Source organism: uncultured Haliea sp. (assembly GCF_963973825.1).
In the GTDB taxonomy this organism is placed as follows: domain Bacteria; phylum Pseudomonadota; class Gammaproteobacteria; order Pseudomonadales; family Halieaceae; genus Haliea.
Window position 1 is genome coordinate 493,909 of sequence record NZ_CAXBAE010000001.1, and the last position, 22,707, is coordinate 516,615.

Here is a 22,707-nt window from a genome sequence, read left to right on the forward strand (position 1 = left end):
GGTCAGGTAATCCGGTAGTAGCGTCGAACACTGCGCAACACCTGCAGCACCACAGGCCAGAGCAATGCGCTGGACAGCGCCGGCAGCAAAAACCACAGGCTGCGCGCGGCAGCCCCTTCCAGGTTCTGCACCCACTGGCCGATGAGCTGATGCAGGCCAATCAACACAAACACGACGCCACACTGCTGCCAGAGACTGAACACCCGCAGGCGCTGGTAAACCAGCAGGGCACAGAGCGCGACCACGGCCAGAGAAAAGGCGTTCTGGCCCAGCACCGCGCCCTCCAGCGCATCGACCAGCACGCCCAGCACGAGGGCAGTAAAGATGCCGACGCGGTGTGGCAGCGCAATAGACCAGTAGAGTAGCGTCAGGGCGACCCATTCCGGGCGCCCCCACTGCAACCATTCCGGTAGCGGTACGATGGCCAGCAGTGCGGCGAACAGAAAACTGGCCGCGACGACGGTAAACACCACGCCGTTGCCAGCGGTCACGGCGCAGCCTGCGCAGGCGCCGCGTCCTCTGCCGCTTTGACAAACACCAGCAGAACATGCCGACTGCGGTTCAGCGCAGCGGTCGGTCGCGCCAGAACCCGCGCAAAGGGTTGCCCGGGATCTCGCTGTACGAGCACCACCTGGGCAATCGGGTAGCCGACAGGAAAGCGTCCCCCGAGGCCGGAGCTCACCAGCAGATCGCCCTCGCGAATATCTGTGGTCGCAGAGATATGCTGCACCTCCAACGCGTCCAGCGAGCCGGTGCCCTCGGCGATCGCCCGCACCCCGTTGCGGTTGACCTGCACCGGCACCGAGTGCGTCAGGTCTGTCACCAGGAGAACCCGGGAGGTGACTTCGCCCACCTCAACCACCTGGCCCATGAGGCCGTCTGCATCGATCAACGGCTGCCCGACATAAACACCGTCGGTGCTGCCCTTGTTCAACACCAGCTGGTGTCGCATCGGATCCGGAGACACACCGATCAACTCTGCCACCAGCACATCGCTGCGCAACATCGCCGTTGAGTTCAGCAGGCCGCGCAGGCGGGTATTCTCGGCCTGCAGCGAGGCCATTTGCAGTGAGCGCCCCTGCAGCAGCAGATTTTCCCGCTGCAGCCGGGCGTTGTCCTCCAGCAGCCGCGCGCGCGAGCGAATGTGCGTATCCTGCCACTGGCCAAGGCGCGCGGGGATATCCGCCACCCAGATCAGCGGTGCCACCAGCGTATCGAGCACCGCGCGGCTGTGATCGAGCTTGTTGTAGCGCAGGTCAGCGGCAATCAGGCAAACCACCACCAGAATGGCCAGCGATATGCGCAGGCCGAGGTGGGATTCCTTGAGAAATAGCGGCTTGATAACAGCCCCCGCCGCGCGCCCTACTCGGTGGAGAGCAGGTCAATCGTGTGCCGATCCATCTGCTCCATGGCGCGACCGCCACCGCGTGCGACGCAGGTCAGGGGGTCCTCGGCGACAATAACGGGCAGGCCGGTCTCTTCGGAAATCAGGCGGTCGAGGTCGCGCAGGAGCGCGCCGCCGCCGGTGAGCACAATGCCGCTTTCCGCGATATCGGCCGCCAGTTCAGGCGGCGACTGCTCCAGGGCAGACTTCACGCCCTGAACGATAGCCTGCAGCGGGTCCTGCAAGGCTTCGAGTATCTCGTCGCTGTTCAGGGTGAAGCTGCGCGGCACGCCCTCTGCCAGATTGCGCCCACGTACGTCGATTTCACGCAGTTCACTGCCGGCAAAGGCACAACCGATTTCCTGCTTGATGCGTTCTGCGGTCGCGTCGCCAATGAGGCTGCCATAGCGCCGGCGCACATGCGAGACAATGGCCTCATCGAAACGGTCGCCACCGATACGGAGCGAATCGCGATACACGACGCCGTTGAGTGAAATGATGGCGATTTCCGTCGTGCCACCGCCCACATCCACCACCATGCAGCCAGTGGCCTCCTCGACATTCAGGCCGGCGCCGATGGCCGCCGCCATGGGCTCCTCGATCAAGCGCACCTCACGCGCACCGGCGCTCAATGCGGACTCGCGAATCGCGCGCCGTTCAACCTGCGTCGACATGCAGGGCACGCAGACCAGCACGCGCGGGCTGGGACGGATGAAGCGGCTCTCGTGCACCCGGGCTATGAAATGCTGCAGCATTTTCTCGGTGACCTGGAAATCTGCAATGACACCGTCCTTGAGTGGGCGGATAGCGGTGATATTGCCGGGCGTGCGCCCGAGCATGCGCTTGGCTTCGGTGCCCACAGCTTCGATGGTTTTCTGCCCGTTGTGAAAACGGATCGCCACTACCGAGGGCTCATTGAGAACAATGCCCTTGTCGCGCACATAAATCAGCGTGTTCGCTGTACCCAAATCGATAGAAAGATCGTTTGAGAACACGCCGCGCAGCTTCTTCAACATGAATTTTGACTACCTTGTGAATAGATCGGGGAACTCCGTACCGGAGCTCAGCGACACCCCTTCGCGGCGGGCCTCAGGGCCCGAGAGGCCTGCAGTTGAGAGACCGCCTCATTCGTTATTCTGCGGTGTGTAACCTGGCCAATAACTGTATCAATGGCAGGGATTTTGGGCAAGGCGCAAATGTGATAACTTTACGCCCCCGCCGAGAAGGCGGCAGGCTCGCTGACGGTAGTAAATCGAATGACAGTACACCAGGACGACATTGAAAAACTGGCCGAGCTGGCGCGCTTGCGCATAGCCCCCGAGGCAGTCGCCGAGGTCACCGATCGCATCGCCACCATCCTCGGGCTGGTGGATCAGCTGCAGTCAGTGGATACGGCGGCCGTGGAGCCCATGGCCAATCCGCTGGACGCGGTCCAGCGCCTGCGCAGCGATGCTGTCACCGAGGACAACCGGCGCGACGCCTTCCAGGCCATCGCGCCCGCCGTGGAGAACGGTCTCTACCTGGTACCCAAAGTCATTGATTGAAGCGGCAAAGCCGCCCTCGGGACGTCACATGCATGATCTTTCAGTCGCAGAGCTCGCCCACGCCTTGCGCAGCCGGGAATTCAGCAGCACCGAATTGACCCGGCACTGCCTGCAGCGCATACGCTCGCTGGACCCGCAGTACAACAGTTTCATCTCCGTGGACGACGCCGGCGCCCTGGCTGCTGCGGCGAACGCGGATGCCCGCCTGGCGGCTGGCGAGCAGGGGCCGCTGCTCGGTATCCCTCTGGCGCACAAGGATATTTTCTGCACCACGGGGCTGCGCACCAGCTGCGGCTCGAAGATGCTCGACAATTTTGTCCCACCCTATGACGCCACCGTCACCCGGCTTTTGCGTGACGCCGGCACGGTGCTCCTGGGCAAAACCAACATGGACGAGTTCGCCATGGGCTCGTCCAGCGAAACCAGCTTTTACGGCAGCACCCGCAACCCCTGGGACACCACCCGGGTGCCCGGCGGCTCTTCAGGCGGCTCTGCCGCCGCGGTAGCGGCGCGCCTGGTGCCACTGGCTACGGGCACCGATACCGGCGGGTCCATTCGCCAACCGGCGGCATTCTGCGGTATCACCGGTTTGAAGCCCACCTACGGGCGCGTATCGCGGCTGGGCATGGTGGCCTATGCCTCGAGCCTCGACCAGGGCGGGCCCATGGCACGCAGTGCCGAGGACTGCGCGCTGCTGCTCAACGCCATTGCCGGCCTCGACCCCCTGGACTCCACCAGCTCAGCCCATCCGGTCGAGGACTACACGGCGCAGCTGCGCCAGCCGCTGACCGGGCTGCGTATCGGCCTGCCGCGAGAGTATTTCGGCGAGGGGCTCGATACCGCTACCGGAGACCGCATCCACGCGGCGCTCGCGCTGCTTGAGCAGCAGGGGGCAACGCTGGTCGACATCACCCTGCCCCATACCGAGCTGAGCATTCCCACGTATTACATCATCGCCCCCGCAGAGGCCTCGACCAACCTGTCACGCTATGACGGCGTGCGCTACGGCTACCGCTGCGAGGCACCCCGCGACCTGCATGACCTGTATACGCGCAGCCGGCAGGAAGGCTTTGGCGACGAGGTCAAACGGCGCATCCTGGTGGGTACCTTTGCCCTCTCTGCAGGCTACTATGACGCCTACTACCGCAAGGCGCAGCAGGTTCGCCGCCTGATTCGCCAGGACTTCCTCGACGCGTTCGCCAACGTGGACATCATTGCCGGGCCCACCACCCCGGGGCCCGCCTTCGGCCTCGGCGCCAAAACCAGCGACCCGCTGGCCATGTACCTTGAGGACGTCTATACCCTTGCCGTCAACCTTGCCGGGCTGCCCGCGATGTCGGTACCGGCGGGCCAGGCGGCGGGGCTGCCCGTTGGCCTGCAGCTGATCGGCCCGCATTTCGACGAGGCCCGCCTGCTGAACGTGGCACACCAGCTGCAGCAGGCGAGCGACTGGCACAGGCAAGCACCCGTGGAGGCCTCATCATGAACTGGGAAGTGGTCATCGGGCTGGAGGTGCATTTGCAACTGGCCACCGAATCGAAGATCTTTTCCGGTGCGGCCACGCGCTTTGGCGCTGAGCCGAACACCCAGGCCTGCGCGGTGGACCTCGCCATGCCGGGCATGCTGCCGGTGCTCAACGAACAGGCGGTGCGCTACGCCGTCATGTTCGGCCTGGGTATCGGTGCGGAAATCGGGCTGCGCTCGGTGTTTGACCGCAAGAATTACTTCTACCCCGACCTGCCGAAGGGCTACCAGATCAGCCAGTTTCAGGAGCCCATCGTCGGGCGCGGGCACTTTGACATCCAGCTGGAAGACGGCAGTGTGCGCCGCATCGGCATCACCCGCGCGCACCTGGAAGAGGATGCCGGCAAGTCGCTGCACGAAGACTTTCACAACCAGACGGGTATCGATCTCAATCGCGCCGGTACGCCGCTGCTGGAGATCGTCAGCGAACCCGACCTGCGCAGCGCAGAAGAAGCGGTCGCCTACCTCAAGACGCTGCACAGCCTGGTTACCAGCCTGGGGATTTCCGACGGCAACATGGCCGAGGGCTCGATGCGCTGTGATATCAACCTGTCGCTGCGCCCCGCAGGCAGCGAGACATTGGGAACCCGCGCGGAAATCAAGAACGTCAATTCCTTCCGCTTCGTCGAGAAAGCCATCCACCACGAGATCGAGCGACAGGCAGACATTCTCGAAGCCGGTGGACAGGTGGTGCAGGAGACCCGGCTATACGATGCGGAGCGCGACGAAACCCGCTCCATGCGCAGCAAAGAGGTCGCCAACGACTACCGCTACTTCCCCGAGCCGGACCTGCTGCCCGTGGTGATTGAGCAAAGCTGGGTCGATAGCATACGCGCCAGCCTGCCCGAGCTGCCGGCGGCCAAACGTGAGCGGTTCATCGCCGACTATGGTCTCAGCGCCTATGACGCGACCGTACTTGCGGCAGAGCGCCCGCTGGCGGATTTCTACGAAAGCGTGGCAAAACACTGCGGTGACGCCAAATTGGCGGCCAACTGGGTGCAGGTGGAGCTGCTCGGGCAACTCAACCGCAGCGACCTGAGCCTGGGCGAGAGCCCGGTGGACGCGCCAGCCCTCGCCGCACTGCTGCAGCGTATCCTCGATGGCAGCATCTCAGGCAAGATCGGCAAGCAGGTATTCGAGGCCATGTGGGCCGGGGAAGGCGACGCTGACAGCATTATCGAAGCGCGCGGCCTGCGCCAGGTGAGCGACAGCGGCGCCCTTGAGGCCATGGTCTCCGAGGTGATCCGGGGCAATCCGGAACAGGTCGCCCAGTACCTGGCGGCGGATGAAAACCGGCGCAAGAAACTCTCTGGCTTTTTTGTCGGCCAGATCATGAAACTGTCCAAGGGACAGGCGAATCCGCAGATGGTCAACGATCTGCTCAACCAGCAACTGGCAGATGCCGGTGGACACGGGAACACATGAGAAAAGACAAGGAAAAGGTCATCGATGAGGTCTGGACCGAGGACCACATCCGCAGCTTCCTCGGGGTGCGTTCGCACGATGGCAGCGACCACGACTTTCACATGCTGTTGAAAGCCTACCAGAGCATGCGCGCATCCGACTTCCAGCTGTTCGTCGAGTTCTTTACTGCCGACGGCCGCAACCTCCTGGCCACAGGCAAGGATGGCCGCACCGTCCTCGACATCATCAGCGAGCACCGCCATGGCACCGAGTACGCGGAAATCCTGAGGCGGGCTGCCGGGCTCTGATACCGGGACGGGACGTCTCCGCCGGGAGCCCGGGGAGCCTCAACGATCAATCGGCACGCGGCCCTTCATGAAGCGCTCCCGATTCTTGCGCTTCTGCTCCTCGCTCTTGCGCAACAGCACATACACCGCACCTGTGCCGCCGTGCTGCGGCTGGGCACTGTGATACGCCTGCACCATGGGCACTTCCTGCAGCCACACGTTCACATGCCCCTTGAGCACGGCACTGCGCTCGCGCTCGGCCTTGCGTTCGCCCTTGCCATGGATCAGCAGAACACTGCGCAGCCCCAGCTCATGGCATTGCTCCAGGAACGCAAACAGCTCACGCCGAGCCACCGCTACCGTCATACGGTGCAGGTCCAGCCGGGCCTCCTGCTCATAGCGCCCCTGGCGTAGTTTGCGATACACGCCGTTCTGTACGCCCGGGCGCTTGAACTCAAGCACATACCAGGCGTCCAGTGGCTCTGCCTCGCGATCACTGAGCAGATTCCTGTCTGCCTCGGGCGCGCTGACCGCCGCCTGCCGGCGCGCCTCGACCGACGGGTCCCGGCCATCGGCGCCCGGGACGAGCGGCACGCGCTTTTCACGTTTCAGTGGCACCACATCGGCCACTTCCTGGAAAAACAGCTCGGATTCTTCGTCAACCATGGCTTCCCGCTCCCATGCAGTGCATCATTATAGCGCGGCAGATCACCGGGTTTCACGCCAACCAACAAGAGGCCATGTTTTCTATGGAAGGCAACCTTGCTCGCGGCGCGGACTACCTGTTCCGCGGCGCCCGCCTACTCACACACCCCGCATTGCGCCTGTTCGTCATCGTGCCCTTGCTGGTCAACGTGCTTATCTTCGCATCGCTGCTGGGCGTTGCGTTCAGTTTTCTCGACCGCACCATCAACGACTGGATGGCAGCACTGCCCGGCTGGCTGGCGTTTCTTGAGTGGATCATCTGGCCGCTGCTGGTGGTCGTGTTTGGCCTGCTTGCCGGCTACACCTTTACCGCACTGGCACTGCTGATCGCGTCACCCTTCAATAACCTGCTCGCCGAAAAAGCCGAGGAACTCCTGACCGGGCAGCCCGTGGACGCACTGGAAGGCCCGCTGGCCGCCCTGCTTTCCGTGCCCCGAGCCGTGCTGCGGGAACTGGCCAAACTGGCCTACTACCTGCCCATGGCACTGCTGGTCCTGGTGCTCAGTTTTGTGCCCGGCATCAATCTGGCCGCGCCGCTACTATGGTTCCTGCTGGGCGCCTGGATGATGAGCATCCAGTTTGTCGACTACCCGGTCGATAACCACCAACTGGGGTTTGCCGAAGTGAAAGCGGCGGTAGCCCGCAAGCGTCTGAGCAGCCTGGGCTTCGGTGGCCTGGTCGCGCTGTGCGCCGGCATACCGGTGATCAACTTCTTCGTGGTCCCGGCAGCGGTGGTTGGCGCCACCCTGCTCTGGTGTGAGGAACTACGCGAGCAGTGACTCGGGGGGGTGGGTACACTCGAGCCGCTCACCCAGCAGGGCCTCAATATCCGGCAGCAGGAACGCGTCGTCTTCGCTGGCGAAGCTGATGGACACGCCGGTCGCCCCCGCGCGCCCCGTGCGGCCGATGCGGTGCACGTAATCGTCCGGATCTTCCGGCAGATTGTAGTTGACCACGTGGCTGACACCATCCACGTGAATGCCGCGACCGGCGACATCCGTGGCGACCAGCACCTTGATATCACCCTTCTTGAACTGGGCCAACGTACTGGTGCGCTTGGCCTGCGGAATCTCCCCGGAGAGGATGCCGCAGGAGACACCCGCCTTGCGCAGGCGTTCATGCAGCCTGCGCACCTGATCCCGGCGGTTGGCAAACACAATAACGCTGGTGGCTTCCGGGCTGCGCACCAGATTGACCAGCAGGCGATAGCGCTGCTCACTGCTCACCAGATAGACCTTCTGGTCTACCGAGTCAGTGGCCACATGATCGGGCTCAATCTCGATCGTCACCGGTTCCCAGGTCCACTGCTCTGAGAGGTTGATGATGTCCTGTGTGAAGGTCGCGGAAAACAGCAGGGTCTGGCGGTTCTGCTTGGGAGGCGTGGCCCGCACAATGCGTTTCACCTGGGGAATGAAGCCCATATCCAGCATACGGTCTGCTTCGTCGAGCACCAGCGTCTCCACGCGATCAAGGAACAGGTCGCGGCGCTGCATGAAGTCGATCAGGCGACCGGGCGTCGCCACAACGAGGTCGACGACGTCGCTGTTCAGCCGGTTCAACTGCTTCTGGTAATCCATTCCACCAATCAGCGTGACCACCTTAAGACCCGTGAACCTGGCAAGGTCCTCCGCGTCAGCGGCAATCTGCATAACCAGTTCCCGTGTCGGCGCGATCACCAGGGCTCGCGGCTCGCCGAGGAAGCGCTCGCCTTCCTGCGGATGGCACAGCATGTCGTTGAAGACGGTAATCAGAAAGGCCGCTGTCTTGCCGGTTCCGGTCTGCGCCTTGCCGATCGCGTCGTGACCCTGCAGGGTATGCGGAAGGATCGCCGCCTGAATCGGCGAGCAGTAACTGAAACCGAGCCCCGCGATGCCGCGCATCAGCTCCTCGCGCAAGCCGAGGTCATGGAAACGTGTCTTGCCCTCTTCCGGCGCCACCTGAAAGTCGTCCAGGCTCCAGGGCTTCTCGGGGGCAGGGGAACGGCGGGCGCGCTGCTTTCCGGACTTGCCCTGTCCGCGGTCACTGTGCCCGGGGCCGCGGGGCGGCTTACCGTGCGTCGAATCACTGGCGGAGGCTTCGGGAGGGGGGGGTGTGGCGGCGGCGCCATCAGCATTTTTGCTGCCGCGGCCGAGTAGACTCTTGATCAAGGTTGCTTCCTGTCAGGGTTCACGGACTTGCACTGTTTCACAGGGGCACTAGTCTAGCAGTTTTGTCCGGGACGTGCCGCTGCCGGGATACAAACGCGAGAGATAGTAGTCGGCACTGACAAAGCGCCCTCCCCCCATGAACAACAGTGCCAGCAGCATGGCGAAATAGGTAGCGGCAAACTCGATGCCGTTATTCAGCACCACGAGATTACCGTGCTCGGTCAGCCAGCTGTAATTGCCGTGCTCACGCAGGAGATCGCGCGCGGTGCCAAGGCGCACCGCGATATCCTCTGCGCCGGAATCTGCAATCGCCGCCCAGCCGTTCTGCCAGTGCACGGTCCACGCCGCGACCAGCATGGTCACCATCAGCGGCAGGGCAACCCAGCGTGTGGCGAGCCCGACAAGCAGCAGCAGTGCGCCGATGGCTTCCGTGTAGGCGGCCAGGTGGGCCAGCAGCGCGGGGAACGGCAAGCCCAGACCCCAATCCTCGTTGGCAAACCACTCGATGGTGTTGTCCATGCCGGCGATTTTCTGTGTCCCGGCCATCCAGAAAACGGGCACCAGGTACAGGCGCAGCGCCAGTGGCGCCAGCCAGTCGACGTGGCGCAAGGTGCCAAAGACGCCGTTGTGCAAGCGGTAATACAGTCCGATCAGCCAATCCATAGAGCATACTCTCCGGTGCGTGACAGTGTGACCCCACACAGGGCAAAAAGTTTGCCGACGGGGCGATTCAGCGCGTTGCAGGTGAACCGCAATCCGGGCAATCCGGCTTCCGCTGCAGGCGCAGGCGGTACTGGGACAACGTGCGCAAATCCAGCATGAGCACTTCATCGCGCAGGGTTGGCAGGCCCGCGAGGTACTTGAGTGCCTCCAGCGACAGCAGCGACCCCAGCACGCCCACCACCGGCCCGAGCACGCCGGACTCGGCACAGGCCTGCTGGGCGTCATCGGCGGCCGCCAGGGGATACAGGCAACGGTAGCAGGCGCCGCCCGAGCGTGTGTCAAACAGCGCCAGCTGCCCTTCCAGACGCACCGCGGAGGCCGACAGCAGGGGCACCCCCAGCTCCACGCACGCCCGATTCACCGCGTAGCGGGTGCTGAAACGATCACTGGCATCAATGACCAGGTCCTGCCCGGCGACCGCCTCCGCCAGTGCGCGACCCTGCAGATGCGTGGCGATGGGCTGCAGCCGGGTCGTGCTATTCAGTGCCGCCAGGCGCCGTACCGCGGAGGCGGCCTTGTTCATGCCCAGGGTGGTTTCATCATGCAATATCTGGCGCTGCAGGTTGCTCGACGTCACCGCGTCGCCGTCAGCCAGCCGCAGGTGACCGACCCCCGCCGCAGCGAGGTACAGGGCCGCGGGGCTGCCCAATCCGCCAAGACCAACAATCAGCACCCGGGCTGCCGCCAGCGCCTGCTGTCCGTCGATACCGAAATCCGGCAGCAACAGCTGCCGGCTGTAACGCACAAGGTCCGCGTCAGTCAGCATGCCAGCAGCCACCGGTCACTCGCTCCCTGCCCGCCAGATCACAGCGCGTGGCAACGGACTCGAAGCCACTTTCCCGCAGCAACTGCCGCACCGCTGCGCCCTGTTGATGGCCGTGCTCTAACAGCAGCCAGCCGCCGGCGAGCAGGTGGGCCGGCGCGGCCAAACAGAGCTGTGCCAGGTCATCAAGCCCCTGCTCACCGGCAACCAGTGCCCCGACAGGCTCGAAGCGCACATCACCCTGTGCCAGCCAGGGACTGTTGCTCTCCACGTAGGGCGGATTGCTGACAATCAGCGCGTGACGTGTACCCTGCAGCGCCGCGAACCAGTCGGACTGCAGACAGCGCACCCGCCCCGGACACAGCCGCGCGATGTTGTCCTCTGCCACCGCAAGGGCCGCACTGCAGCAGTCCAGTGCAGTCAGTTGCCAGCCCGCGCGCTCCACCGCCAGGGCAATGGCGATGGCCCCGGTGCCCGTCCCGAGGTCAAGCACGCTGGCATCGTGGGGCAAGGGTAATGACAGGGCCCATTCAACCAGCGTCTCGGTCTCCGGGCGGGGAATCAGCGTGGCGTCGGTCACCCGCAGCGGCAGCGACCAGAACTCGCGCTCACCGATCAGGTACGCTACCGGCTCACCGGCGCGGCGGCGGGCCAGCAGGGCTGCATAGCGGGCAGCCTGTGCGGGTGTCAGTTGCGCATCGGGCCAGGCGTAGAGCCAACTCCGGGGCTTGCCCAGCACATGGGTGAGGAGGATTTCGGCATCGCGGCGCGCACTGTCTCCCGGCAGGTCGTTGCCGGCGCGCAGGCAGGCGTCGACCGTCAGCATCAGTGTGCCGCCATGGCCGCCAGTTGATCCGCCTGGTACTCCTGACGCAGCGGGCCGATGATGGCGTCCAGTTCCCCCTGCATGACTTCGTCAAGCTTGTACAGCGTCAGGTTGATGCGGTGGTCTGTGACGCGGCCCTGGGGAAAATTGTAGGTGCGGATGCGATCGGAGCGATCCCCGGTGCCCACCAGGTTGCGGCGCTGCTCGGCCTGCTCTGCGGCCTGCTTGTCCTGCGCTGACGTCTGCAATTTTGCCTGCAACAGGGACATCGCCCGGGCCCGGTTCTTGTGCTGTGAGCGCTCATCCTGGCATTCGACAACAATGCCGCTGGGCAGGTGTGTGATGCGCACCGCAGAGTCGGTCTTGTTGACGTGCTGGCCACCCGCACCTGAGGCCCTGAAGGTGTCGACGCGGATATCCGCCTTGCTGATGGCACCGACGGCGACCTCGTCCGGCTCCGGCATCACCGCTACCGTACAGGCAGACGTGTGAATGCGGCCCTGGGATTCGGTTTCCGGCACACGCTGCACCCGATGTGCACCGGATTCGAACTTGAGGTGGGCATACACATCGCGCCCCTCAACGAGCGTGATGATTTCCTTGAAGCCCCCGTGTTCACCCGGACGCTCGGACAGGACCTCGATCTTCCAGCCCATGGTCTCCGCGTAACGACTGTACATGCGAAACAGGTCGCCGGAGAAAATTGCGGCCTCGTCGCCACCGGTTCCGGCGCGAATCTCGAGGAACACGTTGCAGGAGTCCTGCGGGTCCCGCGGCAGCAGCAGTGCCTGCAGCTCCTGCTCCAGGGCCTCCAGACGCCCCGTGCCGCTGGCGATCTCTTCCTCCGCCATGGCCACGATGTCTGCATCCGCCTCCTGCAGCATGCTGCGTGCCTCATCCAGATCTGCGCGCACGCGGCTGTACTGGTGATAGCAGCTGACCACCTCTTCCAGTTCGGCATACTCGCGGGAGAGTTCCCGAAAGCGGTTCTGGTCGGCGATCGTCTCGGCGTCGCCGAGCAGTGCAGAGACCTCCTCGTGGCGATCAGTGAGGGCATCCAGTTTGGTCAGCAGGGAAGCTTTCATTGCAGGGTTCGGTCGACTCGGGATTGGGCTTGCGGTGCAGAGGTGGATGCCGGGGCGTCCTCCACGGGTTCCAGGCGGCTGGCGCCGGGGGCGCTGTGCGCGGCGTCATCCAGACCCAGCAGGCGGCGGGCGCCTGCCAGCAGATCCTGGCGACCTTCGGCGCTGGCCCGTTTGAGGCCGGCAGTGGGCGCGTGAATCAGCTTGTTGGTGATGCCGCGCGCCAGCTGGGCGACGATCTGCTGCGGGTCATCCCCGCGGGCCAGGGCGCGCAGCGCCCGCTGCAATTCCAGCTCACGGATCGATTCCGCCATGTCACGGTATTGCCGCACGCTGTCCACAGCGGCGAGGCTGCGCAGTTCCTCGAGGTACTCGCTGACACCGGCTTCGATAAGCTGGTCGGCCTTGCGCGCCTCCGTCTGGCGGCTGCGCAGGTTCTGTTCCACGATATCGCGCAGATCATCCACTGTGTACAGGTAGACATCGGGCAGATCCGCCACCTGCGGCTCTATATCCCGGGGAACCGCAATATCCACCATCAGGACCGGGCGGTGCTTGCGCACCTTGATGGCCTGCTCAACGGCGCCCTTACCGAGAATCGGCAACTGGCTCGCCGTCGACGTGATGACGATATCTGCCTGGGGCAGGTGCTCCGGGATCTCCGCCAGCAGCACTGCCTCGGCGCCGAACTTCTGCGCCAGCTCGCGCGCACGTCCCAGAGTCCGGTTGGCGATCACGATGCGTTGTACGCCGGCTTCCAGCAGGTGCCGCGCCACCAGTTCGATGGTTTCTCCTGCGCCGACCAGCAGCGCATCGCAGCGGCTCAGGTCGGAAAAAATATGGCCGGCGAGGTCGACGGCGGCGTAGGCCACGGACACCGGATTTTCGCCGATCGCGGTATCCGTGCGCACCCGCTTGGCGAGGGCAAATACCTTCTGGAACAGGCGCCCCATATCCGCGCCGATGGTGCCCGCTTCCGCTGCTACCGCATAGGCGGACTTCAACTGGCCGAATATCTGGGGCTCACCCAGCACCATGGAATCGAGGCCGCTGGCTACCTTGACCATGTGGCGCAGCGCATCAGCCGACTCGTAGTGATAGGCCGCCCGGCGCAACTCATCGCGGGACAAATGATGGTAGTTCGCCATCCAATCCACGAGCTGCGCGGACTTCTCCGCACAGCGGGACGCCTCCGGCACGATAGCGTAGAGCTCGGTGCGATTGCAGGTGGACAGAATCACGACTTCGTCGAGCCCTGCATGCTCACAGGCATGCTCCAGTGCTTCCGTCACCTGCTCCGGTGCAAATGCCACGCGCTCGCGCACCTCGACGCCAGCCGAGTTGTGATTGATTCCGAGGGCAATGAGATTCATAGCGCGCGAGGGGCTCCGGAGGGGTGGCGGGCCAGGTAGACGCCGCAAACCGAACCACATCCTGTCTGATAAGCCCATGATTCTACCAAGATATGCGCTGAATGACAGGCATCTTGTGAGGCTGCCGCCGGCGGCATCGCCCGCGATCCGCTTTACACCACTTGGGATTCAACCCCTGAGTGTGTCACTATTGCTGCCTCACGCCGGATATCGATACCTGTCCTGACCATGCTCCGACTCTTGCTGACAAGTGCGCTCCTGCTGGCGCTGGGGGGCTGCGCGTCCACCCCACCTGCTGCGCCGGCCAAGGACCCGGCGCCGGCCGCTGCCGCTGCCGAGGTCCCGGAGCCACCGGAGCGCGCCTTTCCGGCCGCGAGCCTCTACCCGCTGCTGCTGGCCGAGTTTGCCCTGCGCCGCAGCGACTACGACACCGCGCTGACCACCTACCTGGAACAGGCCCGGCTGCTGCGGGATCCCGCGATCAGCGCACACGCCACACACCTCGCCCAGTTCATGAAGCGCGAAGCCGAGGCGTATGAGGCGGTGAGCCTCTGGGTCGAACTGGACCCCGACAGTCCGGAGGCCAACAACACACTGGCGACGCTGCTGATCCGCAAGGGTCATCCGGCGCAGGCGGTACCCCACCTGGCAGTGGTCGCGCGCAACGACCTGCGCACCAGCTTCCCCATGCTGCTGAGCGGCTTCCGCGAGCTGCCGGCTACCGAGAAAGCCGCACTCGATGACGCCGTCGACACCCTGCTGGCGGAACGACCCGACGATACCGGCCTGCTGCTCACGCATGCCCTGATCCGCGACGAGCTGGGTGATGCGGCAGGCACTCGCGCTGCTCTGGAGCGTCTGCTGGCGCTGGACCCCGGGCAAACCCAGGGTCTCATGCTGGACGCCAAGCTGCGCCTGGAAGCGGAGGAGGAACGGCCGTTCCAGCGCATCGAAGCTGCGCTGGAAGAGCAACCGGACAACAGCGCCCTGCGCCTCCAGTACGCCCGTCTGCTGACCCGCTCCGACATCGGCGCTGCGCGCCGCCAGTTCGAAATTCTCTCGGCCCGCTCCCCGCGCGACGGCGACCTGCTGCTGTCCCTGGCCCTGCTCAACCAGGATGCGGGCGACACGCTGGCGGCCAAGGCCTACCTGCGACAGGTGCTGGCGCTGGAACAGCGGGTCGACGAGGCGAATTACTACCTCGGGCGTATCCTGGAGCAGGAAGGACGCCCCGAGGAGGCGATCGCCGCCTACACACAGGTCGAAGACCCCAGCAGCCGGGAATTCTTCAATGCACGCGGACGGGTCGGGCGCCTGCTGATCGAGCAGGGCAACGTCAGCGAAAGCGCCGCCTTCTTCGACCAGCAGCGCGCCAGCTACCCCACTCTGACGGAGCAGCTGTTCGCGCTCGAGTCCGAGCTGCTGACCCGGGCCAGCCTGCTGGAAGCCAGCCTGGCACTGCTGGACCAGGCCCTGGCCACGCTGCCGGAGGCCGGCTCCCTGCGCTACAGTCGCGCCATGCTGCGCGAGCAACTGGGCGACCTGAACGGCATGGAGGCGGACCTGAGGCATATCCTGGAAGACAACCCGGACAACGCCACGGCGCTGAACGCGCTGGGATACACCCTGAGCAACCACACCAACCGCTATGCGGAAGCCGAGCAGCTCATTTCCCGTGCCCTTACCCTGGCCCCGGAGGAACCGGCCATCCTGGACAGCATGGGCTGGGTGCTGTTCCGGCAGAACCGGGCGGAAGAGGCGCTGCACTACCTGCAACGGGCCTGGACGGGGCTGAAGGATCCCGAGGTCGCGGCGCATCTCGGCGAGGTGCTCTGGACCCTGGGTCGTGAGGAGGACGCCACCGCCGTCTGGCGCAACGGGCTGCAGCTGGATCCCGAACACCGCACCCTGCTGGAGACGCTACAGCGCCTGCAGGTGCCCCCTGCACGGCTTGAAGGCGAGTGAATCTGCAGTACGCCCCCGCCCTGCGCCTTGCCCTTGTGTGCATCGGGCTGTGGCTGACCGGCTGCGCCACAGCACCAGCGCCACTCCCGGACAGCCCCTGGCTGCAACGGTCGCAACGGCTGGGCGCGCTGGACGACTGGTCCGCCACCGGCAAGATCGCCCTGCGCAATGGGGAACAGTCGGAATCTGCCAGTCTCAGCTGGGAACAGCGGCAAAGCGACACCACGGTGCAGCTCAGCGGGCCCCTGGGACTGCAGGCCACGGAGCTGCGCAGTGATGGTCGCACGCTGGCAGTGTCGCAGGGAGAGTCCCTGCGCTTGTTCGACCTGTCGACACCGGATGTCATGGCGCAGGAGACGGGCTGGGATCTGCCGCTTGCGGCCCTGCCCCACTGGCTCAAGGGCATTCCCGCCCCGACGCCCCCGCCCGATGTGCTGGACATCGCCGATGACCTGCTGCAGACCCTGCAGCAGTCGGGCTGGCGGATACGCTACGAGCGCTACCAGCAGGTGGGCGTGTACTTCCTGCCCACGCGATTGACGCTGGAGCGCGGTGCCACACGCGCCAAAGTGATCATTCAGCACTGGCGCGCAGGTCGCGAACCATGAGCAGCAGCGTGGCGCTGATATCGCCCGCCAAGCTGAACCTGTTCCTGCACGTTACCGGCCGACGCGAGGACGGCTATCACACCTTGCAGACCGTATTTCAGCTCCTGGACTGGGGAGACAGGATGACGTTCACCGCCAACAACAGCGGCACCGTCACCCTGGACATGCCGGGCAGCGATGTGCCCCTCCGGGACAACCTGATCCTGCGCGCCGCACAGCTGCTGCAGCGTGGTACACTGGGCGCCGCGATTACCTGTGACAAACAGATTCCCATGGGCGGCGGGCTTGGCGGAGGCTCCTCCAACGCGGCGAGCACACTGCTGGCGCTGAACCGGCTGTGGCAGCTCGACATGAGCCTCGACACCCTGCAGGCCCTGGGCGCCTCCCTGGGGGCGGACGTGCCGGTGTTTGTCGGCGGTCACAGTGCCTGGGCCGAGGGCATCGGCGAGGTGCTGACGGCAATCCACCTGCCAGAGGCCTGGTACCTCATCCTCAAGCCCCGCTGTGCGGTGCCCACAGGGGAAATTTTTTCCGACCGGGAATTGACACGAGACAGCCTGCCGATCACAATGGCCGCCTTTTTTCAGGGGGTACACCGCAACGACTGTGAACCGGTTGTTGTCGCGCGCTACCCTGAAACAGGTGAAGCGCTCAACTGGCTGCGGCAATTTGCCGAGCCGCGGCTGACTGGCACCGGGTCCTGTGTATTTGCCGCCTTTGGCACACGGGAACAGGCGCAGGCGGCGCAGCGGGAAGTCCCCGGGAAGTGGGTCTCCTTCGTTGCAAAGGGCGTCAACGAATCACCTGCACTGAGGGCACTGGCCTGAAGTTTACAACGAATTATTGGGGTGTCGCCAAGTGGCAAGGCACCGGGTTTTGATCCCGGCATTCGTAGGTTCGAATCCTACCACCCCAGCCATATCCCCCCAGGAGAGAAGTGCCGTGTCCTCCAAGCTGATGGTCTTTACGGGTAATGCAAACCCGGAACTGGCCCAGAAGATTGCCAACCGACTGTATCTTTCCCTGGGCAAAGCCAGCGTGGGCAAGTTCAGCGACGGCGAGATCGCGGTCGAGCTGAATGAAAACGTCCGCGGCAAGGACGTGTTTGTCGTGCAACCTACCTGTGCCCCGACCAATGACAACCTGATGGAACTGCTGGTCATGATCGATGCGCTGCGCCGTGCATCGGCTGCCCGCATCACCGCCGTGGTGCCCTATTTCGGCTACGCACGCCAGGATCGTCGGGTGCGCTCCGCCCGCGTGCCGATCACCGCCAAGGTCGTTGCCGACATGATGGTGTCCGTAGGCGTTGATCGGGTACTCACCGTCGACCTGCACGCCGAGCAGATTCAGGGTTTCTTCGGTTGCCCGGTAGACAACGTCTACGGCTCTCCCATCCTGAACGCCGATATCCTGGAGTGCAACTACGAGAACCTGATCGTCGTATCGCCGGATATCGGCGGCGTGGTCCGGGCCCGCGCCATCGCCAAACAGCTGGATGACGCCGACCTCGCCATCATCGACAAGCGCCGCCCCCAGGCCAACGAAGCCCAGGTGATGAACCTGATCGGAGAGGTCGACGGACGCATCTGCCTGCTGGTGGACGACATGGTCGACACCGCCGGCACCCTGTGCAAGGCGGCCGATGCGCTCAAGGAGCGCGGGGCCAGCAAGGTCGTGGCTTACTGCACACACGCGGTGCTGTCTGGCCGCGCCCTGGAAAATCTTCGTAATTCCCAGCTCGACGAGCTGGTCGTCACCGACACGATTCCCCTGAGCGCGGACGCCCGGGCCGTCTCGAAAATCCGCCAGCTGACCATATCGGACCTGCTGGCGGAGTCGATTCGCCGGGTTTCCAACGAGGAATCCATCAGCGCGCTGTTCCAGTAGGGGCAGCGCATAACCCACCCACTGCCGGGCCGGTCGCAGGCGAAGCAGTGTGTTATCAAAGGAGTGCAGACAATGTCTGACCAATTTGAGTTGTACGCAGAAGTGCGTGAGGACATGGGGAAAGGTGCGAGCCGCCGCCTGCGTCGTCTCGCAGACCAGGTTCCCGCCATCATTTACGGCGGTGACAAGGACCCCCAGCCACTGTCCATCATCCGCAAGGATCTGGAAAAATCGCTGGAAAACGAGGCATTTTTCTCTCACGTGCTGGTGATCAACATCAACGGCAAAAAAGAGAAAGCGATCCTCAAGGACCTGCAGCGCCACCCGGCCCGCAACAGCGTGACCCACGCTGACTTCCTGCGCGTCAACGAGAACGTGGCCATCAAGGTTCACGTGCCGATTCACTTCCTGAATGAAAAGACCTGCCACGGCGTCAAGGTTCAGGGCGGCATGATCCAGCACCAGGCTACCGACATCGAAGTACTGTGTCTGCCGACGGACATCCCCGAGTTCATTGAAGTGGACATGGCTGACGTCAAGACCGGTGAAATCATTCACCTGTCAGACATCACGCTGCCGCAGGGCGTCACCTCGGTTGCCCTGGCTCTTGGCGAAGACCACGACCTCGCGGTCGCCTCCGTTGTTGCACCCAAGGGTGGCAGCGACGCCGAGGAAGACTCGTCCGAAGACAGCAGCTCGGACAGCAGCGAGGACTGATCTCTCGCAACGGCGAGGCACTGGCGTTGGCAGGCTCCATATCCATGATTGCCGGACTGGGCAACCCGGGCAGCGACTACCGGGGAACCCGTCACAACGCCGGTGCCGACTTCGTCGAGGCACTGGCACGCCAATACGGTGCCACACTGCAGCCAGAATCCCGTTTTTCGGGCCTCAGTGCACGCATCCAGGTGGCCGGTCACGACATTCGATTGCTGATCCCCACCACGTTCATGAACCGCAGCGGGCAGTCCGTTGCGGCCATGGCGAACTTTTTCAAGATCGCACCCGAGGCCATTCTGGTCGCGCACGACGAATTGGACATTCCCGCCGGGACCGCTCGCTTCAAACGCGGGGGTGGGCACGGTGGCCACAACGGGCTGCGCGATATTGTCTCCCGCCTCGGCAACAACAACAGTTTCGCCCGACTGCGTATCGGCATTGGCCACCCAGGCCACGCGTCCCAGGTCACGGGTTATGTTCTCGGCCGGGCCGGCGCGGTTGACCAGAGGCGTATCGAGGCCAGTATTGGCGCGGCCATTGATGCCCTGCCCCTGTTTCTGGCGGGGGAAGACACGCGGGCAATGACACAGCTACACAGCTTCAGTGCGCCCTGAACCGCGCGCGTCGCTCTACACTCGCCCCCTCACACTCGTACCGTAGACACAGGATTCAAACATGGGTTTCAAATGTGGAATTGTCGGGCTGCCCAATGTCGGCAAATCGACCCTCTTCAACGCCCTCACCCGGGCCGGCATCGATGCCGAGAACTTCCCGTTCTGCACCATCGAGCCCAATGCCGGTGTGGTGCCGGTACCGGACCCGCGCCAGAAGCGCATTGCCGAGATCGTCAAACCGCAGCGCGAGGTGTCGACCACGATGGAGTTCGTGGACATTGCCGGGCTGGTCGCCGGCGCCTCCAAGGGCGAAGGCCTGGGCAACCAGTTCCTGGCGAATATCCGCGAAACCGATGCCATTGCCCACGTCGTGCGCTGCTTCAATGACGACAATGTCATCCACGTGGCAAACCGTGTCGACCCCCGGGCGGATATCGACGTGATCAACACCGAGCTGGCCCTGGCCGACCTGGAGAGCTGCGAAAAACAGCTGCAGCGAGTGACCCGTAACGCCAAGGGCGGTGACAAGGAGGCGATTGCCCTGAAGGCACTGCTGGAAGGCAAGCTGCTGCCACACCTGAACGAAGCCCTGCCCGTGCGCTCACTCGCGTTTGATGACAACGAGCGGGCACTGGTGAAGACCCTGCACCTGCTCACAGTCAAGCCCACCATGTACATCGCCAATGTCGACGAGGAGGGCTTTGAGGAAAATCCCTACCTCGACACCGTGCGCGAGATCGCCGCCAGCGAGGGGGCTGTCGTGGTGGCCATCTGCAACAAGCTGGAGTCAGAGATCGTCGAGCTGGAGGATGCCGAACGTCAGGAATTCCTGCAGGATCTGGGCATGGAAGAGCCGGGGCTGGATCGGGTTATCCGGGCCGGTTACCAGTTGCTCAACCTGCAGACCTACTTCACGGCCGGTGTGAAGGAGGTCCGCGCCTGGACCGTGCGCGTGGGCGCAACCGCCCCGGAGGCCGCCGGGGTTATCCATACGGACTTCCAGAAAGGCTTTATACGCGCGGAGGTCATCAGCTACGAGGACTTTATCACCTACAAGGGCGAGCAGGGCGCCAAGGACGCGGGGCGCTGGCGCCTTGAGGGCAAGGACTATATCGTTCAGGATGGTGATGTTATCCACTTCCGATTCAACGTGTAGGAGTGAAGCCCATGGCACGCACCGTGACCGTCGCCGCCACCCAGATGGCCTGCAGCTGGGACCGGGCGGCAAATATCGCCAATGCTGAACGCCTGGTGCGGGAGGCGCACCGGGCCGGCGCGCAGGTCATTCTCCTGCAGGAGCTGTTTGAAACCCCCTACTTCTGCCAGAAACCGGATGAGGACCACATGCTGCTGGCCACAGCAATGGCAGAAAATCCCGCCATCCGGCATTTTCAGGCCATTGCACGGGAACTGCAGGTGGTACTGCCGATCAGTTACTTCGAGCTCGCCGGTCGCGCCCGCTTCAATTCAGTAGCCATTGTCGATGCCGACGGCAGCCTGCTCGGCAACTACCGCAAGAGCCATATTCCGGACGGCCCCGGCTACCACGAGAAGTTCTACTTCAATCCCGGCGATACCGGTTTCAAGGTCTGGAATACCCGTTATGCCCGCATCGGCGTGGGCATCTGCTGGGATCAATGGTTCCCGGAAAGCGCACGCAGCATGGCACTGCTGGGCGCCGAACTGCTGTTCTACCCGACCGCCATCGGCAGTGAGCCCCACGACCCCGACATCCACTCTCGAGACCACTGGCAGCGGGTGCAACAGGGCCACGCCGGCGCCAACCTGATGCCCTTGATTGCCAGCAACCGCATCGGTCGTGAGGTTCAGGAAGACAGCGACATCACCTTCTACGGCGGCTCCTTCATCGCCGACCACACCGGGGCACTGGTGCAGCATGCGGATGGCGCCCATGAGAGCGTGCTGGTAGAAACCTTCGACCTGGACGCCATCGAGAAGATGCGCACGGCCTGGGGCGTATTCCGCGACCGCCGGCCACCGCTCTACGCGCCCATCAACACACTGGACGGCGAACACGCGTGACTCCGCAACCCGGCACACCACGCGCCGACGGCTACTACATGCCAGCGGAATGGGCCCCGCATACGCGGACATGGATGCTCTGGCCAGAGCGCCCCGACAGCTGGCGCGCCGGTGCCGTGCCCGCGCAGGCCGCCTTCAGGGCGGTTATCGCCGCCATCGCGCGCTTCGAACCGGTAACCGTAGGCACCTCGCAGGCGCAATTCCTGAACGCCTCGACACAGCTGGCTGACATCCCGAATGCTCGCGTTATTGAACTTTCCAGTGATGACGTCTGGATGCGCGATTGCGGCCCGACCTTTGTGATCGACCACGCGGGCGGCCTGGCAGCCGTAGACTGGGATTTCAACGCCTGGGGCGGTCACGATGGCGGCCTCTACCCCACCTGGGACATCGACAGCCAGGTCGCGCGGAAAGTGGCCCAGCTGGAGGGCGTTACGCGCTACGCGACTCCCGGCTTCGTGCTGGAAGGCGGCTCCATTCATGTGGACGGGGAAGGCACGCTGATCACCACCGCGGAATGCCTGCTGCACCGCAACCGCAACCCGGGACTGTCACAGGATGCGATTGAAACCTACCTGCGGGACTATTTGGCGGTCGACACCATTATCTGGCTGCCACAGGGCATGTACAACGACGAAACCGACGGCCATATCGATAACTTCTGCTGCTTCGTGGCACCCAGCGAGGTCCTGCTCTGCTGGACCGATGACGCCGCCGACCCCAACTACAGTCGCTGCCGGGCTGCGCTTGCGGTGCTGGAGAACAGCCTCGACGCCAAGGGGCGCTCGCTGCGTGTGCACACCATTCCCATTCCCTCGGCCCGCTACGCCGTTCTGGAGAGTGAGGGTGGCGCCATCGGCCAGGTACCGGATGAAGAGGGACAACCGGAGCGGCTGGCCGCCTCTTACGTGAATTTCCTCATCGTCAATGGCGGCGTGGTGATGCCCGGGTTTGACGACCCGATGGATGCGGTGGCCCGCAAAACGCTGGAGAAGCTTTTTCCGGAGCGCGAGGTAGTGATGGTGCCGGGCGGGGAAATCCTGCTCGGAGGCGGCAATATTCACTGCATCACGCAACAGCAGCCACGGCCGACAGGCGCTTGACT

24 protein-coding genes and 1 tRNA gene are annotated in these 22,707 nt (G+C 64.1%); 15 read left to right on the top strand and 10 right to left on the bottom strand.

Translation table 11 applies throughout. From position 1 onward, the window contains the following. Positions 1 to 2: 2 nt before the first annotated feature. From mreD to AACZ17_RS02310, 3 genes are read right to left on the bottom strand one after another with little or no spacing between them, the layout of a single operon-like run. Positions 3 to 491: a rod shape-determining protein MreD gene (gene mreD / locus AACZ17_RS02300; protein ID WP_290744753.1), complete on the bottom strand. Its 489-nt coding sequence runs from the start codon at positions 489 to 491 to the stop codon at positions 3 to 5. Then, the gene (mreC, locus tag AACZ17_RS02305; RefSeq protein WP_290744855.1) at positions 488 to 1,342 is read right to left on the bottom strand and encodes a rod shape-determining protein MreC; all 855 of its coding nucleotides are present in this window, start codon (positions 1,340 to 1,342) and stop codon (positions 488 to 490) included. Before mreC ends, mreD begins: the two co-directional genes overlap by 4 nt. 20 nt (positions 1,343 to 1,362) lie before the next feature. Then, positions 1,363 to 2,400, bottom strand: a complete 1,038-nt coding sequence (locus AACZ17_RS02310; protein ID WP_290744755.1) for a rod shape-determining protein — start codon at positions 2,398 to 2,400, stop codon at positions 1,363 to 1,365. A 240-nt stretch (positions 2,401 to 2,640) separates the two neighbouring features. On the opposite strand from AACZ17_RS02310, the gene gatC reads away from it, so the two are divergent. The 4 genes from gatC to AACZ17_RS02330 are packed head-to-tail and all read left to right on the top strand — an operon-like array spanning position 2,641 to position 6,164. Further along, positions 2,641 to 2,928, top strand: a complete 288-nt coding sequence (gene gatC, locus AACZ17_RS02315; protein WP_290744757.1) for an Asp-tRNA(Asn)/Glu-tRNA(Gln) amidotransferase subunit GatC — start codon at positions 2,641 to 2,643, stop codon at positions 2,926 to 2,928. Between the two features lie 28 nt (positions 2,929 to 2,956). After that, positions 2,957 to 4,414: an Asp-tRNA(Asn)/Glu-tRNA(Gln) amidotransferase subunit GatA gene (gatA, locus tag AACZ17_RS02320; protein ID WP_290744759.1), complete on the top strand. Its 1,458-nt coding sequence runs from the start codon at positions 2,957 to 2,959 to the stop codon at positions 4,412 to 4,414. Further along, positions 4,411 to 5,877 (top strand): Asp-tRNA(Asn)/Glu-tRNA(Gln) amidotransferase subunit GatB, encoded by a 1,467-nt coding sequence (gatB, locus tag AACZ17_RS02325; protein WP_290744761.1) that lies wholly within the window; start codon positions 4,411 to 4,413, stop codon positions 5,875 to 5,877. Before gatA ends, gatB begins: the two co-directional genes overlap by 4 nt. After that, positions 5,874 to 6,164, top strand: a complete 291-nt coding sequence (locus AACZ17_RS02330) for a PA4642 family protein (RefSeq protein ID WP_290744763.1) — start codon at positions 5,874 to 5,876, stop codon at positions 6,162 to 6,164. The genes gatB and AACZ17_RS02330 overlap by 4 nt, the downstream gene beginning before the upstream one ends. Before the next feature lie 39 nt (positions 6,165 to 6,203). On the opposite strand, the gene smrA is transcribed toward AACZ17_RS02330, so the two are convergent. Continuing rightward, positions 6,204 to 6,809, bottom strand: a complete 606-nt coding sequence (smrA, locus tag AACZ17_RS02335; RefSeq protein WP_290744765.1) for a DNA endonuclease SmrA — start codon at positions 6,807 to 6,809, stop codon at positions 6,204 to 6,206. 14 nt (positions 6,810 to 6,823) lie between these two features. Between smrA and cysZ the strand changes: the two genes are divergently transcribed. Beyond that, entirely contained in the window at positions 6,824 to 7,627 is an 804-nt protein-coding gene (gene cysZ, locus AACZ17_RS02340) for a sulfate transporter CysZ (RefSeq protein ID WP_339637631.1), read from the top strand. Here the strand turns inward: cysZ and rhlB are convergent. The 6 genes from rhlB to hemA form a co-directional block, all read right to left on the bottom strand. Continuing rightward, positions 7,613 to 8,785 (bottom strand): ATP-dependent RNA helicase RhlB, encoded by a 1,173-nt coding sequence (gene rhlB / locus AACZ17_RS02345; RefSeq protein ID WP_290744859.1) that lies wholly within the window; start codon positions 8,783 to 8,785, stop codon positions 7,613 to 7,615. The genes cysZ and rhlB overlap by 15 nt on opposite strands. 258 nt (positions 8,786 to 9,043) lie before the next feature. Beyond that, complete coding sequence (locus AACZ17_RS02350; protein ID WP_290744766.1) at positions 9,044 to 9,658, bottom strand: DoxX family protein; 615 nt, start codon at positions 9,656 to 9,658, stop codon at positions 9,044 to 9,046. A 67-nt stretch (positions 9,659 to 9,725) separates the two neighbouring features. Next, positions 9,726 to 10,484, bottom strand: coding sequence for a HesA/MoeB/ThiF family protein (locus AACZ17_RS02355; protein ID WP_290744768.1), 759 nt, complete (start codon positions 10,482 to 10,484; stop codon positions 9,726 to 9,728). Then, positions 10,474 to 11,307: a peptide chain release factor N(5)-glutamine methyltransferase gene (prmC, locus tag AACZ17_RS02360; protein ID WP_290744770.1), complete on the bottom strand. Its 834-nt coding sequence runs from the start codon at positions 11,305 to 11,307 to the stop codon at positions 10,474 to 10,476. The genes AACZ17_RS02355 and prmC overlap by 11 nt, the downstream gene beginning before the upstream one ends. Further along, complete coding sequence (gene prfA, locus AACZ17_RS02365) at positions 11,307 to 12,392, bottom strand: peptide chain release factor 1 (protein ID WP_290744772.1); 1,086 nt, start codon at positions 12,390 to 12,392, stop codon at positions 11,307 to 11,309. The genes prmC and prfA overlap by 1 nt, the downstream gene beginning before the upstream one ends. Beyond that, on the bottom strand, positions 12,389 to 13,762 hold the full coding sequence (gene hemA, locus AACZ17_RS02370; protein ID WP_290744774.1) for a glutamyl-tRNA reductase: 1,374 nt from the start codon (positions 13,760 to 13,762) through the stop codon (positions 12,389 to 12,391). The genes prfA and hemA overlap by 4 nt, the downstream gene beginning before the upstream one ends. A 228-nt stretch (positions 13,763 to 13,990) precedes the next feature. Here hemA and AACZ17_RS02375 point away from each other — a divergent pair, with 228 nt between their 5' ends. The 10 genes from AACZ17_RS02375 (at position 13,991) to aguA (ending at position 22,705) form a co-directional block, all read left to right on the top strand. Continuing rightward, positions 13,991 to 15,727: a tetratricopeptide repeat protein gene (locus tag AACZ17_RS02375; RefSeq protein ID WP_290744776.1), complete on the top strand. Its 1,737-nt coding sequence runs from the start codon at positions 13,991 to 13,993 to the stop codon at positions 15,725 to 15,727. Beyond that, a complete protein-coding gene (gene lolB, locus AACZ17_RS02380; protein ID WP_290744778.1) occupies positions 15,724 to 16,335 on the top strand; it encodes a lipoprotein insertase outer membrane protein LolB in 612 nt (203 codons plus the stop codon). The genes AACZ17_RS02375 and lolB overlap by 4 nt, the downstream gene beginning before the upstream one ends. Beyond that, positions 16,332 to 17,162, top strand: a complete 831-nt coding sequence (gene ispE, locus AACZ17_RS02385; protein ID WP_290744780.1) for a 4-(cytidine 5'-diphospho)-2-C-methyl-D-erythritol kinase — start codon at positions 16,332 to 16,334, stop codon at positions 17,160 to 17,162. Before lolB ends, ispE begins: the two co-directional genes overlap by 4 nt. Before the next feature lie 17 nt (positions 17,163 to 17,179). Beyond that, positions 17,180 to 17,254, top strand: a tRNA-Gln gene (locus tag AACZ17_RS02390). A gap of 38 nt (positions 17,255 to 17,292) precedes the next feature. Next, the gene (locus AACZ17_RS02395; protein ID WP_290744861.1) at positions 17,293 to 18,225 is read left to right on the top strand and encodes a ribose-phosphate pyrophosphokinase; all 933 of its coding nucleotides are present in this window, start codon (positions 17,293 to 17,295) and stop codon (positions 18,223 to 18,225) included. Between the two features lie 72 nt (positions 18,226 to 18,297). Continuing rightward, a complete protein-coding gene (locus tag AACZ17_RS02400; protein WP_290744782.1) occupies positions 18,298 to 18,942 on the top strand; it encodes a 50S ribosomal protein L25/general stress protein Ctc in 645 nt (214 codons plus the stop codon). A 44-nt stretch (positions 18,943 to 18,986) separates the two neighbouring features. Then, positions 18,987 to 19,559 (top strand): aminoacyl-tRNA hydrolase, encoded by a 573-nt coding sequence (pth, locus tag AACZ17_RS02405; protein WP_290744784.1) that lies wholly within the window; start codon positions 18,987 to 18,989, stop codon positions 19,557 to 19,559. Between the two features lie 61 nt (positions 19,560 to 19,620). Beyond that, entirely contained in the window at positions 19,621 to 20,715 is a 1,095-nt protein-coding gene (ychF, locus tag AACZ17_RS02410; protein WP_290744786.1) for a redox-regulated ATPase YchF, read from the top strand. 11 nt (positions 20,716 to 20,726) lie between these two features. Next, complete coding sequence (gene aguB / locus AACZ17_RS02415; RefSeq protein ID WP_290744788.1) at positions 20,727 to 21,602, top strand: N-carbamoylputrescine amidase; 876 nt, start codon at positions 20,727 to 20,729, stop codon at positions 21,600 to 21,602. Then, positions 21,599 to 22,705 carry an agmatine deiminase gene (aguA, locus tag AACZ17_RS02420; protein ID WP_290744790.1) on the top strand — a complete coding sequence of 369 codons (1,107 nt, stop codon included), beginning with the start codon at positions 21,599 to 21,601 and terminating at the stop codon, positions 22,703 to 22,705. The genes aguB and aguA overlap by 4 nt, the downstream gene beginning before the upstream one ends. Positions 22,706 to 22,707 lie beyond the last annotated feature (2 nt).

Coding starts and splice junctions, on each gene's coding strand:
- prfA (WP_290744772.1), bottom strand. CDS start 12,392: ATGAAAGCTTCCCTGCTGACCAAACTGGATGCCCTCACTGATCGCCAC.
- hemA (WP_290744774.1), bottom strand. CDS start 13,762: ATGAATCTCATTGCCCTCGGAATCAATCACAACTCGGCTGGCGTCGAG.
- ispE (WP_290744780.1), top strand. CDS start 16,332: ATGAGCAGCAGCGTGGCGCTGATATCGCCCGCCAAGCTGAACCTGTTC.
- pth (WP_290744784.1), top strand. CDS start 18,987: ATGATTGCCGGACTGGGCAACCCGGGCAGCGACTACCGGGGAACCCGT.
- AACZ17_RS02375 (WP_290744776.1), top strand. CDS start 13,991: ATGCTCCGACTCTTGCTGACAAGTGCGCTCCTGCTGGCGCTGGGGGGC.
- gatA (WP_290744759.1), top strand. CDS start 2,957: ATGCATGATCTTTCAGTCGCAGAGCTCGCCCACGCCTTGCGCAGCCGG.
- AACZ17_RS02355 (WP_290744768.1), bottom strand. CDS start 10,484: ATGCTGACTGACGCGGACCTTGTGCGTTACAGCCGGCAGCTGTTGCTG.
- prmC (WP_290744770.1), bottom strand. CDS start 11,307: ATGCTGACGGTCGACGCCTGCCTGCGCGCCGGCAACGACCTGCCGGGA.
- cysZ (WP_339637631.1), top strand. CDS start 6,824: ATGCAGTGCATCATTATAGCGCGGCAGATCACCGGGTTTCACGCCAAC.
- gatB (WP_290744761.1), top strand. CDS start 4,411: ATGAACTGGGAAGTGGTCATCGGGCTGGAGGTGCATTTGCAACTGGCC.
- AACZ17_RS02310 (WP_290744755.1), bottom strand. CDS start 2,400: ATGTTGAAGAAGCTGCGCGGCGTGTTCTCAAACGATCTTTCTATCGAT.
- AACZ17_RS02395 (WP_290744861.1), top strand. CDS start 17,293: ATGGTCTTTACGGGTAATGCAAACCCGGAACTGGCCCAGAAGATTGCC.
- smrA (WP_290744765.1), bottom strand. CDS start 6,809: ATGGTTGACGAAGAATCCGAGCTGTTTTTCCAGGAAGTGGCCGATGTG.
- gatC (WP_290744757.1), top strand. CDS start 2,641: ATGACAGTACACCAGGACGACATTGAAAAACTGGCCGAGCTGGCGCGC.
- ychF (WP_290744786.1), top strand. CDS start 19,621: ATGGGTTTCAAATGTGGAATTGTCGGGCTGCCCAATGTCGGCAAATCG.
- AACZ17_RS02400 (WP_290744782.1), top strand. CDS start 18,298: ATGTCTGACCAATTTGAGTTGTACGCAGAAGTGCGTGAGGACATGGGG.
- aguB (WP_290744788.1), top strand. CDS start 20,727: ATGGCACGCACCGTGACCGTCGCCGCCACCCAGATGGCCTGCAGCTGG.
- AACZ17_RS02330 (WP_290744763.1), top strand. CDS start 5,874: ATGAGAAAAGACAAGGAAAAGGTCATCGATGAGGTCTGGACCGAGGAC.
- AACZ17_RS02350 (WP_290744766.1), bottom strand. CDS start 9,658: ATGGATTGGCTGATCGGACTGTATTACCGCTTGCACAACGGCGTCTTT.